This window comes from Leisingera sp. MMG026, from assembly GCF_021654205.1.
In the GTDB taxonomy this organism is placed as follows: domain Bacteria; phylum Pseudomonadota; class Alphaproteobacteria; order Rhodobacterales; family Rhodobacteraceae; genus Leisingera.
In genome coordinates, this window is record NZ_JAKFZM010000072.1 from 1 (window position 1) to 13,984 (window position 13,984).

Annotated in this window: 11 protein-coding genes; 6 read left to right on the forward strand and 5 right to left on the reverse strand. The window is 62.5% G+C overall.

Features of this window, described 5'->3' with window-relative positions:
- Nucleotides 1–74: 74 nt before the first annotated feature.
- The gene (gene hpaE, locus L1069_RS22310; protein ID WP_237457105.1) at nucleotides 75–1,586 is read right to left on the reverse strand and encodes a 5-carboxymethyl-2-hydroxymuconate semialdehyde dehydrogenase; all 1,512 of its coding nucleotides are present in this window, start codon (nucleotides 1,584–1,586) and stop codon (nucleotides 75–77) included.
- Nucleotides 1,586–1,978 (reverse strand): 5-carboxymethyl-2-hydroxymuconate Delta-isomerase, encoded by a 393-nt coding sequence (locus L1069_RS22315; protein WP_237457106.1) that lies wholly within the window; start codon nucleotides 1,976–1,978, stop codon nucleotides 1,586–1,588. Before L1069_RS22315 ends, hpaE begins: the two co-directional genes overlap by 1 nt.
- 114 nt (nucleotides 1,979–2,092) lie before the next feature.
- On the opposite strand from L1069_RS22315, the gene hpaR reads away from it, so the two are divergent.
- The 5 genes from hpaR to L1069_RS22340 all read left to right on the forward strand — a co-directional run bounded on the left by hpaR (nucleotide 2,093) and on the right by L1069_RS22340 (nucleotide 7,957).
- The gene (hpaR, locus tag L1069_RS22320; RefSeq protein WP_129372328.1) at nucleotides 2,093–2,533 is read left to right on the forward strand and encodes a homoprotocatechuate degradation operon regulator HpaR; all 441 of its coding nucleotides are present in this window, start codon (nucleotides 2,093–2,095) and stop codon (nucleotides 2,531–2,533) included.
- A 273-nt stretch (nucleotides 2,534–2,806) separates the two neighbouring features.
- On the forward strand, nucleotides 2,807–4,057 hold the full coding sequence (locus L1069_RS22325) for a sarcosine oxidase subunit beta family protein (protein WP_237457107.1): 1,251 nt from the start codon (nucleotides 2,807–2,809) through the stop codon (nucleotides 4,055–4,057).
- A 15-nt stretch (nucleotides 4,058–4,072) separates the two neighbouring features.
- Complete coding sequence (locus L1069_RS22330) at nucleotides 4,073–4,360, forward strand: sarcosine oxidase subunit delta (protein ID WP_129372326.1); 288 nt, start codon at nucleotides 4,073–4,075, stop codon at nucleotides 4,358–4,360.
- Between the two features lie 11 nt (nucleotides 4,361–4,371).
- Nucleotides 4,372–7,383 (forward strand): sarcosine oxidase subunit alpha family protein, encoded by a 3,012-nt coding sequence (locus L1069_RS22335; RefSeq protein ID WP_237457113.1) that lies wholly within the window; start codon nucleotides 4,372–4,374, stop codon nucleotides 7,381–7,383.
- On the forward strand, nucleotides 7,376–7,957 hold the full coding sequence (locus L1069_RS22340; protein WP_237457108.1) for a sarcosine oxidase, gamma subunit: 582 nt from the start codon (nucleotides 7,376–7,378) through the stop codon (nucleotides 7,955–7,957). The genes L1069_RS22335 and L1069_RS22340 overlap by 8 nt, the downstream gene beginning before the upstream one ends.
- 90 nt (nucleotides 7,958–8,047) lie before the next feature.
- Here the strand turns inward: L1069_RS22340 and L1069_RS22345 are convergent, their stop codons facing one another.
- Genes L1069_RS22345 through L1069_RS22355 form a run of 3 tightly spaced genes read right to left on the reverse strand, consistent with a single transcriptional unit; the run spans nucleotide 8,048 to nucleotide 13,212 of the window.
- Entirely contained in the window at nucleotides 8,048–9,373 is a 1,326-nt protein-coding gene (locus L1069_RS22345; RefSeq protein WP_237457109.1) for an HlyD family type I secretion periplasmic adaptor subunit, read from the reverse strand.
- Nucleotides 9,374–9,389: 16 nt separating this feature from the next.
- Nucleotides 9,390–11,531 (reverse strand): ABC transporter transmembrane domain-containing protein, encoded by a 2,142-nt coding sequence (locus L1069_RS22350; protein WP_237457110.1) that lies wholly within the window; start codon nucleotides 11,529–11,531, stop codon nucleotides 9,390–9,392.
- Nucleotide 11,532: 1 nt separating this feature from the next.
- On the reverse strand, nucleotides 11,533–13,212 hold the full coding sequence (locus L1069_RS22355; RefSeq protein WP_237457111.1) for an ABC transporter transmembrane domain-containing protein: 1,680 nt from the start codon (nucleotides 13,210–13,212) through the stop codon (nucleotides 11,533–11,535).
- A 241-nt stretch (nucleotides 13,213–13,453) separates the two neighbouring features.
- Between L1069_RS22355 and L1069_RS22360 the strand changes: the two genes are divergently transcribed.
- A partial coding sequence (locus tag L1069_RS22360; RefSeq protein ID WP_237457112.1) for a hypothetical protein occupies nucleotides 13,454–13,984 on the forward strand: 531 nt, incomplete at its 3' end.

Below are 13,984 nucleotides of genomic sequence, written 5' to 3' on the forward strand. Positions count from 1 at the left end.
CCCGCCCGCGGCCCCCCCCCCCCCCCCCCCCCCCCCCGCTCCCCGGGGTATTTGAGACCAGAAAGAAGCAGGGGTCAGGCGCCGAGGCGCGGTATCTTGTGGTGGCCCAGGGCAAAGCCGATGTGTTTCTGTTCCATGTAGAACTCGAAACTCCAGTCGCCGCCGTCGCGGCCGATGCCGCTGGATTTGACGCCGCCAAAAGGGGTAGGCAGGTGGCGCACGTTTTCCGAGTTCACCCAGATCATCCCCGCGTCCAGCGCGCTTGTGAAGCGCAGGGCGCGGGTCAGGTCGTTGGTCCAGACGTAGCCGGTGAGCCCGTATTGAGTATCATTGGCCAGTGTCAGAGCCTCATCTTCGTCTTTGAAGCGGATCGCTGTGAGGACCGGGCCAAAGATTTCCTCCTGCGCGATGGTCATGTCGTTGGTGGCGTTTGTGAAAAGCGTTGGGCGGACGAACCATCCTTTGTCTCCGGCGCGGGTGCCGCCTGCGGCGATGGTGGCGCCGTCCCGTTTGGCGGTCTCGAAATAGGAGGTCACCTTGTCGAAATGCACCTTGTGGATCAGCGGGCCGACTTCGGTGGCGGGATCCAATGGGTGGCCGACCTTGATGCTGTTGACGCGCTTGATGAGTTTGGCCTCGAATTCCTCCGAGATGCTCTCTTGCACAAGGAGGCGCGAGGAAGAGGTGCAGCGCTCGCCATTCAGTGAATAGATCATGAAGATAGCCGCATCCAGCGCGCGGTCGAGATCGGCATCCTCAAAGACAACCACCGGGTTCTTGCCGCCCAGTTCGAAATGCACCCGTTTCAGGGTGTCGGCACCCTGTTTCATGATCATCGAGCCGGTTTTAGATTCACCGACAAAGGCGATGGCTTTGATGTCCTTGTGTTCGGTGAGCGCCTTGCCGGCGTCTTCGCCAAAGCCGTTCACCAGGTTCCAGACGCCCGGCGGCAGGCCGGCCTCATGGGCGATTTCGGCCAGGATGCGGGCGGTGAGGGGGGAGAACTCAGCCGGTTTATGGACCACGGTGCAGCCGGCCGCCAGGGCAGGTGCGATCTTCCAGGTCGACAGCATGAAGGGCGTGTTCCAGGGGGTGATCACACCCACCGGGCCGATCGGCACCCGGGTGGTCACATTCATTAGCGTTGGCGATTGCAGCTGCTGGCCGTCGCGGGCGGTGATGGATTTGTCGGCAAAAAAGCGGAAGTTTTCGGCGCCGCGCAGCGCTGCTTTGGACATGAAACGCAAGGCTTGGCCGGTGTCCCAGCATTCGCAGAGCGCGATTTCCCCGGCGCGTTCCACGATCAGGTCGGCGATGCGGTGCAGGATCTTCTTGCGCTCAAGCGCCGGCATGTCGCGCCAAGCCGGGAAGGCCTCCTTGGCGGCAATTGCGGCTGCATCAATATCCTCGGCACCGCCTTTGGCGACGGAGCAGATCAGGCTTTCATCCACCGGTGAGGTGGTTGCAAAACTGGCGCCAGAGATTGCGGAGCGGCTTTCACCGCCGATCAGGTTCTGAATTCCGGCCTCGCGGTAGCGGGCCAGATGGCCGCTCAGCGTTTCGATGTTGGAGGTCATATCGCTCATCACTGGTCCGCCTTTTGCATGTGGTCGCGGATGGTGCCGCATTTCGGGGAAAGCTCCGGGTCGATGTCGCGCATTTCCAGCGACAGCGCGATGGAATGCTGCTGCATTGCTGGTTCGAGGAAGGTGCGGGCCGCGTCGAATACCGTCTGGGCGGCGCGTTTGCGGGTTACCAGATCGCGGCCGGCCCGCAGCCGGATGGAGATGTCGATGTATCCATGCTGCGGATCGCCGTCGGCAATGGCGACGTGATCGGCTGCAAAGGCACGCACCCGTATGCCAGCCAGGGGGAACACGCCGGTCTCCGCTGCTGCCTGCCGCAGATGGCGGCACAGGGCAGCGATATCGGTGTGCGCCTCCATGTTGGCCGAGTAGTCCAGCGTGATATGCGGCATGTGCGGTGCCTTTCCTGAATTACTTAACATGTGTATCAAATACATTGCTGTGAGTCAAGCAGAAGAAACCCAAGCGGCAATTGCGTTTAGCCGGAAGCGGGGTGATAATCGGGCATGACCAGGATGATGCCCTCCACCGACCGTTCGCTGCCGATTGCCCTTCTCAGGGCGCGGGAGCGTGTGATGGGACCGATCCGCGCGCTGCTGAGCGGCGCCGGTCTGACCGAACAGCAATGGCGTGTCCTGCGGGTGGTGCAGGAGAGCGGGCCGATTGATCCGACCCAGATCGCCGAGCTGGCCTGCCTGCTGCTGCCAAGCCTGACGCGGATCTTGCAGAAACTTGAGGAAAAGCAGCTGATTACCCGGGAGCGCGACAAGGAAGACCGCCGCCGCCAGGTGGTACAGATCGCACCAGAGGGGGAGAAGGTCATCGCCGGCAACATTGAGGCGAGCCTCGCGCTGATGAACCGGACACGTCAGAAGATGGGTGAGGACCGCTATGAGGCGCTGTTGGACCTGTTGAACGAGCTGGATGAGATCGACCTGTCTGAGTGAGTCGTTTCTGACGCATTTGGCGCGGATACCGGGGTGGGTGACGCAAACCGCGCGTATTCTGAAATCGTGACGCCGTTCCACTTCATTTTAAGCATATAGTTTAAATTCAAATGGTTACGTAAATGCCGGCGCATTTCACAGTGCGAGGAGAATGCTGCAGCCGCATTGGTGATATCCTGTTTCTGACGCATATGGCGCCGCTGATGTCCGAAATCACACTGTGAATTGCCGCATTTCTCAACAAATCTGTCGGGGACAGTTGATGAGGACATCATGCGGTACTCCGGCCTGAAAGTAATCAAGGAGGCCCTGACGGGCCACAAGGGATGGCGCCCGACCTGGCGCGATCCGGAACCCAAGAAAAGCTACGATGTGGTGATCATCGGCGGCGGCGGCCACGGGCTGGCGACGGCCTATTACCTGGCTAAAAATCATGGGCTGACCAATGTCGCGGTGATTGAGAAGGGCTGGATCGGCGGCGGCAATGTGGGCCGCAACACCACCATCATCCGCTCCAACTACCTGCTGGACGGCAATGAGCCGTTTTACGAGCTTTCGCTGAAGCTGTGGGAAGGGCTGGAGCAGGACTTCAACTACAACGCCATGGTCAGCCAGCGCGGCATTCTGAACCTCGTGCACTCGGACGCGCAGCGCGATGCGGCGCGGCGGCGGGGCAATGCAATGATCCTGAACGGATCCGACGCGGAGCTGCTGGATGTTGACGGCGTCCGCGCCATGTATCCGTTCCTGAACTTCAACAACGCGCGTTTCCCGATCAAGGGCGGCCTGTTGCACCGCCGCGGCGGCACCGTGCGCCACGATGCGGTGGCCTGGGGCTATGCCCGCGGGGCGGACCTGCGCGGCGTGGACATAATCCAGAACTGCGAAGTCACCGGTTTCAAGATCGAGAACGGCAAATGCCTGGGTGTGGAAACCACCAAGGGCTTCATCGGCGCCAACAAGGTGGCGAGCTGCGTCGCCGGATCGTCGAGCCGGGTGATGGAGAAGGCGGGCATGCGCCTGCCGATCGAAAGCCACGTGCTGCAGGCGTTCGTGTCCGAAGGGCTGAAGCCGGTTCTGGACGGGGTGATCACCTTTGGCGCCGGCCACTTCTATTGCAGCCAGTCGGACAAGGGCGGCTTGGTGTTTGGCGGCGACCTGGACATGTACAACTCCTACGCGCAGCGCGGCAACCTGCCGGTTGTCGAGGACGTGATGGAAGGCGGCATGGCGCTGATCCCGGCCCTGGGCCGGGTGCGGATGCTGCGCAGCTGGGGCGGCATCATGGATATGTCGATGGACGGCTCTCCCTACATCGATAAGACCCATGTGGACGGGCTCTATTTCAACGGCGGCTGGTGCTACGGCGGGTTCAAGGCGACCCCGGCTTCGGGCTGGTGCTATGCGCATCTGCTGGCGACGGACACGCCGCACAAGGTAGCCGCGGAATACCGGCTCGACCGGTTCCGCCGCGGCTGCATGATTGATGAAAAGGGCCAGGGCGCCCAACCGAACCTGCACTGAGGAAAGGACCAGACGATGATTATTACCCATCCGATCCTCGGGCCGCGTGACTCGCAGGAATTCACCTATCTGGGCGACGCCAGCCTGATCGACCGGCCTGACTGGCAGGCCGAAGACGCGGCGGACCAGTTTCACGACTACCTGTACCTGCGCGACAATCCGGCGGGCGAACACCGCGAGCTGTGGTTCCACGAGCAGGGCGACCGCTCCTGGCTGGTGGTGACCCGCAACACCGTGACCCATGAAATCTTGAACGTTGAGCTGGCCCGCGATGTGGCCCGGGCAAGGGGGCGCAGCAAATGACTGATGCAGTAATGAACGCCGGCCGCGTGGCCTTTCAGGCCGACGGCAGCACCGGCGCCCGCAAAGGCGTGCAGGTCAACCGCCTGGATGGCGGGCTGATCAAGGGCAGCAAGACACTGACCTTCTCCTTTGACGGTAAACGCTACAAAGGGTTTGAAGGCGACACGCTGGCCTCGGCCCTGCTGGCAAACGGCGTGCGGCTGATGGGCCGCTCGTTCAAATACCACCGTCCGCGGGGCGTGCTGACTGCGGGTTCCGAAGAACCCAACGCGCTGGTTGAGCTGCGCAGCGGCGGGCGGCAGGAGCCGAACACCCGCGCCACCACGGCTGAGCTGTACGAGGGATTGGAAGCAAACTCGCAGAACCGCTGGCCGTCCTTGCAGCATGACTTCATGGCGATCAACGACCGGTTTTCGAACTTCCTGACGGCGGGTTTTTACTACAAGACCTTCATGTGGCCGGCGGCGTTCTGGGAGAAACTCTATGAACCGATCATCCGCAAGGCCGCGGGTCTGGGCAGCATCAGTTTCGAGGCCGATCCGGACGCCTATGACAAGGGCTTTCTGCATTGCGACCTGCTGGTGATCGGCGCCGGTCCCACCGGCCTGATGGCGGCGCTGACCGCTGGCCGGGCCGGCGCGCAGGTAATTATTGCCGATGAAGACTTCTTGCTGGGCGGCCGCCTGAATTCCGAGACATTCGGTATCGGCGATCTGGCTGGGTCTGCTTGGGTCGAGCAGGTGCAGGCTGAACTGGCGGCGATGCCGAACGTGCGGGTGATGCCGCGCACGACCATCATCGGTGCGTTTGACCACGGTATCTATGGTGCGGTGGAGCATACTGCCGACCATGTTCTGGCGCCGGAGGCGGGCAAGCCGCGGCAGATCCTGTGGCGGATCTACTCCAAGCGCGCGATGCTGGCGGCGGGTGCCACTGAACGCCCCATCGCGTTTGAAAACAACGACCGTCCGGGCGTTATGCTGGCCGGTGCCGTGCGTGCCTATGCCAACCGCTGGGCGGTGACGCCGGATCAGAGTGTTGCGGTCTTCACCAACAATGACGACGGCCACCGCACTGCGTCTGACCTGATCGCCAAGGGTGTGAATGTGGCTGCGGTGATCGACACCCGCGCCGATGCGCCCAAGGTTGACGGCGCCGAGCTGTTTGCCGGTGCGCAGGTGATTGACACCAAGGGCCGGCTGGGCCTGGAAATGGTTCAGCTGCGTTTGGCCAATGGAACCACCCGCGACGTGCCTTGCGGCGCGCTGGCGGTCTCGGGCGGCTGGAACCCGAACGTGCATTTGACCTGCCACCAGCGCGGCCGCCCGGCCTGGCGCGAAGACATTGCAGCCTTTGTCCCTGCGGGGACACTGCCGCAAAACATGTCTGTGGCCGGTGCTGCAAACGGCAATTTTTCCACCGCTGCTGCTCTGCGCGCCGGTGCCGAGGGCGCCGTGGCTGCGCTGTCGGAACTGGGGATTGAGGCCAAGGCCGGTGATCTGCCCGAGGCCGAGGATGCGCCCGTCAACGTGACCCCCTTCTGGTACGTGAAGGAAGGCAAGGGCCGCGCCTGGCTGGACCAGCAGAACGACGTTACCGTCAAAGACGTGAAGCTGGCGCATCAGGAGAACTTCCGTTCGGTCGAGCACCTGAAACGCTATACCACGCTGGGCATGGCGACCGATCAGGGCAAAACCTCCAACATGGGCGGCCTGGCGATCATGGCCGAACTGGCGGGCAAGCAGATCCCCGAGGTCGGCACCACCATGTTCCGCCCGCCCTATACGCCAGTGTCCTTTGGCGTGATGGCAGGCCGCTCGGTGGGCGAGGAATTCCGCCCCACCCGCAAGACCCCCAGTCACAAATGGGCTGAGGAGCAGGGTGCGGAATTTGTCGAGGTCGGCCAGTGGCTGCGCGCCCAGTGGTTCCCCAAGGCGGGCGAAACCCATTGGCGTCAGTCGGTGGACCGCGAGGTGCTGCAAACCCGTAACTCGGTCGGCATCTGCGATGTGACCACGCTGGGCAAGATCGATGTGCAGGGCAAGGACGCCGCGGCGTTCCTGAACAAGATGTACGCCAACGCATTCGCCAAGCTGCCGGTGGGCAAGGTCCGCTATGGGCTGATGCTGCGCGAGGACGGCATTGCCTATGACGACGGCACCGCGGCGCGCTTTGCCGAGGATCATTTCGTGGTCACCACCACCACCGCCAACGCCGTTCTGGTTTACCGCAACATGGAGTTTGCGCGTCAGTGCCTGTTCCCGGATATGGATGTGCAGCTGATCTCGACCACCGAGGCCTGGGCACAGTTCGCGGTGGCGGGTCCAAATGCCCGCAAGCTGCTGCAAAAGGTGGTGGACCCCGAGTTCGACCTCTCGAACGAGGCGTTTCCCTTTATGGGCTGCGGGGAAGTCACCGTGGCGGGCGGCTGCCGGGCGCGGCTGTTCAGGATCTCGTTTTCGGGCGAGCTGGCCTATGAGATCGCGGTTCCGACCCGTTACGGCGATGCGATGATCCGCAAGCTGATGGAAGCGGGCGAGGAGTTCGGCGCGGTGCCTTATGGCACCGAGGCGCTGGGCGTCATGCGGATCGAGAAGGGTCATGCTGCCGGTAACGAGCTGAACGGGACAACCTCGGCGCTGAACCTTGGCATGGGACGGATGGTCAGCAAGAAGAAGGACTGTATCGGCAACACGCTGACCGAGCGCGAGGGCATGAACCGGGAAGATGCGCTGAAGCTGGTCGGTTTCAAGCCGGTGAATGCCGCCGATCCGGTGCCGGCCGGGTCGCATTTGATGAACGCTGACGGCGAAGTCAGCGCGGCCACCGATCAGGGTTATATAACCTCTGCCGCCTATTCGCCGGTGCTGGGATGCGCGATCGGTATCGGGTTCCTGAAAAGCGGCGACGCGCGTAAGGGCGAGGTGATCCGCGCGGTCAACCCGCTGGAGGGCAAGGAAACCCGGGTCGAAGTTGTCAGCGCGCATTTTGTGGATCCGGAAGGGGAGCGTCTTCGTGGGTAAGTTCGATAATCATGGCCTGAAAGCCATCTCTCCGCTGGGCGGGTATGAGCCGCGGGCGGATAACTTCACCGGTCTGTTGATCCACGAGGTCACGGACCGGGCGCTGGCCTCCCTGGCGGCGCGCCAGGGGCAGGAAGAGGCGGTGAAATCTGCGGCTGCGACTTACCTGGGCGGGGTGTTGCCGGAGCCTGCCGCTTGGAGTGAACACGGTGTGTTTTCCACCTGGTGGATGGGGCCGGATCTGTGGATGGTCTCTGCCCCGCATGACAGCCACGAGCTGCTGGCGGGTGAGCTGAAACTGGCCGTCGGCGAGGCCGGTTCCGTGGTGGAGCAGACCGACGGCTGGTGCCGCTTCGACCTGGAAGGCGCGCGCTGTTCTGATGTGCTGGAGCGGCTGTGCAATGCTGATATCCGCGGCGCAAAAGCGGGGGGTGCGTTGCGCACCTCGATGGAGCATCTTGGCGTCTTTCTGCTGTGCCATGCTCCGGGGCAGCAGTATTCGATCGTCGGCCCGCGTTCCTCTGCAGCCTCGCTGCATCATGCGCTGATGGCAGCCGCAAGATCGGTGATCTGAACGAGGCTGGTCAGAACAAGGCAGCCGTCCGCAACGGGCGGCTGCCTTTGTGCTGTTTGGTGCCCCGGCCGGGGCAACGATGGCCACCGCTCAGCGTTCGTGAAAGGCGCGGCTGATCGGGTCGGCGATTGGGGCCAGGATGTAGTCCAGAACCGTGCGCTCGCCGGTCCGGATGGCCGCGTTCACTTCCATGCCGGCGGACAGGCGGCTGCTTAGAGTTTCTGCATCGGCGGTTTCATCAATAAGCGCGATCCGGACGTCAAAATACGCCTCATTACGCTCGTTCAGGCGGGAGTTTGGCGAGATTTCAAAGACTTCACCCGCCTGCACGCCGTATTGCCTGGCATCAAACGTGGTGGATTTAAGCTCCACCGGATCGCCAATTGCAACGTGGCCAATGTCCTGAGGCTGGATCTCAACCTCGGCAATCAGCCTGTCCTGGGTCGGCAGGATCTCGGCGATGGGTTCCCCGGGGGCAACAACCTCGCCGGGTCCGCTGAAATGCAGCTTTTGCACAATCCCGGGCACCGTGGACAGGATGGTCAGCCGCTGCTGCCGGGCGGCATTGTCAGCCGAGGCCTGTAAAACCAAGGCAAGCTCTTCTTCTTCTGTTTCCAGTTCAGACATCAGCGTGTCCTTGATACCTGCCACGAATTCCTGTTCCTGGCGGCGGGCTTCGTGCAGGTTGCGTTCACCATCCGCCAATGCCGCAAAGGCCCGCAGCCGGTCGCCTTCGATCTCAAGCTGCTGCGCGCTCAGTCGGCTCATCGCGGTGGTGCTGAGCAGCCCCTTGCCATGCAGCGCAAGGGCGGCGGATTGCTCGATTGCAAAGGTTTCTTCGCGGCGGCGGGCGTTTCCCAGGATCAGCTGGCGGATTTCAAGCGCCCGCTCCAGCTCGGAGATCCTGGCCCGGTGGCGGGCGCGGCTGGCCTCAAACGCATCCAGCTGGGCCAGCAGCCTGTGGCCCGGTTCCAACTGACCGCGGGCGGCACTGCCGGATAGTGTGCCGCTGATCACCGAAATAACAGACTTCAAACGGGCGGTGTCGCGTGACAGGGCAGCTTCACGGACATTGAGCCGCCCCTGTTCTTCTGTCAGCAGGTTGGCGGACAGCCGGGCCACGGGGGTGCCCGCTTCGACAAAACGGCCCTCCCGCACCAGGATTTCGTCCAGGACGCCGCCGTCTGGATGTTCGACCGGGCGCGGGTTTGACGACGGCACCAGCCGGCCCTTGGCATAGGTCAGTTCCGGCAGTTCCGCATACCAGCCCCAAGCCGTTGCAGCCGCCAGCGCCGCAAACAGTATGCGCGCCACCCGGCGGGATGTTCCGGTGACCGGTTTGTGGATCACATTCAGTCCCCGTTTTTTGGCCTCGTCCAGGCTGGGGGTCCAAAGGGCTGTTGTTTCATGCTCCATCACTGTCTCCTTGCCTCTATCCGCCGGTCAGGGTGCCGTTCAAAAACGCGCTGGCCTTGTCGCGCCCTTTGCGGCCCTTGCCGTTCAGCACCGTTCGCCCGCGGTGCAGCACTGTGAAACTGTCCCCCAGAGCAAGATCCCCGGGCCGGTTTGAAATCAGCAGCGTGGTGCTGCTTGCCCGCCGCCGGGCAATGGCGGCGCGGATCCGTTGGGCATGTTTGGGGTCCAGCCCTTCGCAGGGCTGATCGAAGATACGGATCGGTCCGGCTTGCAACAGGGCACGGGCAAGCGACATGCCTTGAAGCAGTTCTTGCGGCAGGCGGCCGCTGGCTTCGACTGTCAGGCGGGTGTTCATGCCGTCCGGCAGCGCTTCGATTTCGCTGCGGACCCCTGCTTCCTCCAGGACGTCCAGAACCTCCCGCTGCGACGCGCCAGGCAGGGCGAGTTCAAAATTCTGCCAGATCGTGCCATAGACGAAGGCTGGTTCTTGAGGCGCAAAGGCGATTGCGCCGCGAAGGTCGTCCACCGGAATCTGCCGCTGGTCGGTGCCGTTGAACAGAACCCGTCCGGCCGCAAGCTGGTGCAATCCTGGCAAGATTTCCGCCAGCAGGGTCTTGCCTGACATGTTGGCGCCGGACAGAACGGTTATGGTGCCGCTGTGCAAGCTCAGGCTTGCGCCGGCCAGGGCCAGGTCGCCGCTGCCGCCGAACCGCAGAGCAGCCTGTTCCACAACCACCGGTGCTGCCACCGGCGGTGCTGTGCGGGGAGCCACTTCGCGGCGCAATTCCTCTGGCTGGGCCAGAATCTTGTCTATGTCCCGCAAGCTTTGCCGGACGGCCAGCGCCTGGCCGGTTGCCCGGGCCAGAGACTGGACCGGGGACAGGAACCGCCAGATCATCACCAGAATTGCGACGAAGCCGCCAATGGTCAGCTCCCCCTGGATCGCCATTCTGGTTGCCAGCAGCCCGCCGGCCACCCCGGCCAGCAGGATGAGAAACTGGGAGGCATGGGCTGAAAGCTCGATCAGGAACTGCTGCCGCATGGAGGCGTTCAGCGCATTGGCAAGGGAGGCGTGGAAGCGCTGCCTCCAGGGTTTGACGCCATGCAGACGCCGCAAATGCCAGCGCTGGCTGACGACGGTTTCGCACAGCTTCCGCCAATCGCGTGCGGCATCGTTTGCAATCACTTCCTGACGGCGCAGATGCGGTGCAAAAGCTGCAAGGAACGCCACTTGTGCAAGCGCCGCAACCAGGGCCGCGAAACCGACAGGCGGCGCAATATAGAACAGGAGCGCGCCGAAAATCACCACAAATGGAGCGTCGAGGGCGACCTGCATCAGCGGACCCACCAGTGCATCCCTGACCGTCTCAAACTGCTTGAGCCGGGCCCGCTGCTGTTGCGAGGCCGATTGCTGCTGCAGGGCGCTTGGGAAGACCATCAGTTTTTCCAGCAATGCAAGGCTCAGCCGGTGCTCTAGCTGTGCTGCCAGGCTGACCAGGGCACGGCTGCGGATCCGGCGGATGGCAAGCTCTGTAGCGAGGGCCAGAAAAAGCCCGGCGGCCAGAACAGTGATTACCCCCGGTGCGCCTGCCGGAATTGCGCGGTTGTAGACCAGAACGACAAAAATCGGGGTCAGCAGCCCGGCCAGGTTGATGGCAGAAGAGGCAAACAGCAGCGACCAGACATGGTCTTGCAGCCCCTTGAGGAGCGCCGCAGTGCTTTGCGCTGCCGGCCGGCGGCTGGCATCCGACGCCGGAAGCAAAGACAGCCGGGTTTCATCGGGGCCTGCCATCGCCCGCCCTGACGCAGGGCTGGCCAGGCGAAAGCTGCCATCCCGGCGGATGTAAAGGCTGATCCCCGATTCTGCCGGGCCTTGCGTGGCACGGCCATCCTGGCGCAGGTACGGAACCCGCAAGGCAATCAGCGCGTCACATAAATCCCAGCCGTCAAAATTGCTGCGCCCGTGCGGCAGTGCCGCGCGCGCCTGTGCCTCCATCGCGTCCCAGCCGCCAAACCGCATCAAGGCCGTCAGCAGTTCTGCGGCACGCGCCGGTTCTGCCTGCTGCTGCCTGCTTGCCGCCCACTGAAGAACACTGCTGTGCGGCCCGTGCATCCGGGCGCCGTCCAGCTGCTCAAAGCCGGTGTTGATACTGTTCATATCAGATCTCCGCCCTGTTGGGGCTTCGCGTGCCGCTGGGCGCAGCGGGTTCAGGGCTGAGCCGGATGATCGTATTGGCAGCATCCAGAATTGCCGGGGCGGCCCGGGTCAGCACGCAGGTTGTCTTGCCTTGCAAGGACAGCAGCAGCGTTTCGAGCGCCCGTACCCCGTCCGGGTCCAAGTCGGCAAAGGGATCTTCAAGCAACAGAATTGCGGGTTGCTGCGCAAATGTTCTTGCCAGCGCCAGGCGCCTGAAAAACCCCGGGCTGCCGGCACCTTGGCCATTGCGAGCAACTTGGCTGTGCACCCCGTTGGGAAGCTGGGCGAGCTGGCTGCTGACGCCAAGTTTCAAGGCTGCGGCCTGCAGGGCTTTGGTGTGCCGCTGGGGGTCGAAGAGGGTGAGGTTCTCCAGAATTTCGCCATCCGTCAGCACAGGCTGCCGCGGCTCAAACACCAGGCCTGGCGGGGAGTTGGCGGCGTCCGGGTCAACATATCCGGGCCCGTCGAGATAAACCGTTCCGCTGCTGGCCGAGACTTCGCCGGCAAGGATCCGCAGGAACGCCCCCGAGCAGCACTGGACACCGCCTTCAATGGCAATCAGCTGCCCGGGTGCCGCCGAAAAACTGATATTGCGGAACCAGCTGCCGTTTTTCCCGGGCCGGTCCAGAGATAAACCTTTCACGGTGATCGCCCCGGTCACCGGGACACGCACCGGCGCTGCGGCGGCTTTCTTCACTGCAGCCACCTTGGCCAGCCCGGAGGCCCGTGCCCTGTCGTCATCCTTGACGGCACTTAAAAATGTCAGCTGGATGACCGGCTGCACGGCACGTCCGGTCAGCAGCATGCTGGCAGCCAGTTCTGCAATTGACAGGCTGCCTTGTATGGCAAGCAGCCCTCCCAGGGCGCAGGTCAGGACTGTAGCGATCTGGGAGCCGGCACTGGCTGCAGCCTGTCCGGCGTTGCTCACCCGGATGATTTTCTCCCCGGACGCAGAGGCACTGGCATGAAGCAGCTCATACCGGCGCAGCATCTGATGTTCCAGGCCAAGCAGCTTGATCAGCTGTGCCCGCTGCAGGATCTCCTGCAGGAATGACAGCCTGCGTTTGTCGTATTCCCGCTGCAGCTGCGAAGCTGTCCGGTAGGGCGGCCGCAGCAGTGCAACCGTCAGCAGCAGCCCGGCTATCACGGTGAGCGGAGCCGCCACCAGCCAGCCGCCCATTGCGGCAATAACCAGCAGGAAAATTACGGAAAACGCCAGATCTACCGACATTTTGACGATCTGCTCTTTCACAGCGTGGCGCAGGCCCAGCACCCCCATCAAACGTTCAACAGCGGCTTCCTGTCCCATCTGCTCCAACGCGCCGGGAGCGCCTTCAAACAGGGCACCGGACAAGGTTTCGCCTGCCCGTTCCCCCTCATGCCGTGCGGTTTCCAGCACGTAGTGGGCGCGCGCTGCCTTCAGCACAAAGTCGATCAGCAAGACGGCAATCAGGGCCAGAAAAATCCCGAACAGAGTGTCATAAGATTCATTGGGAATGACCCGGCCGAAAACCAGAAGCATCGCAACAGGTAAGGCGAGTGTCAGAAGATTGATTATGATCGCTGAAAGAATTGAATCGGGATCGAGTTTCAAAACACCCGGCCGCAATGCGGCAGTGCTGGACTGGCCTGTCCCCGACATAATTACCCCTTAAACACAAACACTACTATAGATTGAGTATTGCGGATCTTCTCTTTATCCCGCGTAAACGGCTGAACAAGGGCGGCTACAATTTAGGTGCAAATTTACAGACACTCCATTCGCCTTATGGTGGAGTTGAATGTTATTAACATACAGGAAAGCATCAGGGCGCCGGACGTTGCAGGCCGTTGCCCGGGGTATTTGTTGAGTGAAATGGTAATGTTCTGCCGGGGAGTTTTAGATGGCTGCGGATAATCCGTTTGGCACAGGAGGTGCCGGAAATTTCAGTGCTGAACCGATTGGGGCCCGGGTTCAAGAAACAGAGCGTGAATTGCGTACGAAAGCGGCAAATACGGCTCCAAAGTTCGGTGAGGGGGATGGCACCGATAATGGAGAGCGTCAGTCTCTTTTGCATCGCGGTACTATGGACTACCCTGGAATGGACAAAGCCCAGGGCGATGACTGGGATGTGCTGCCGCAAAAAGCCGGCAGTCAGCCAGGCCGTGCTGCGCAAAAGCCAGCTGAAACCGACGATTTAGAAGATCCTTCCTTAGCTTTGCCGGATCAAGGGCGGCCGCCCGCCGCGCCTTCTGCCATTGGTGGGGAAGATACGACGGCTGCGCCGGATTTGCAGCAAGCCGCATTGCCAGCATCAATTGCCGAACCGTCCGGCAATGCGGGCGCCTTTCAAAGCAGTGATGCCGGGCCACAGGCCTTGTTTTCTCCTGCGCCTCCTGCCGGAAGTCTAACCGGTAAGCCTGGCACTCCGCAG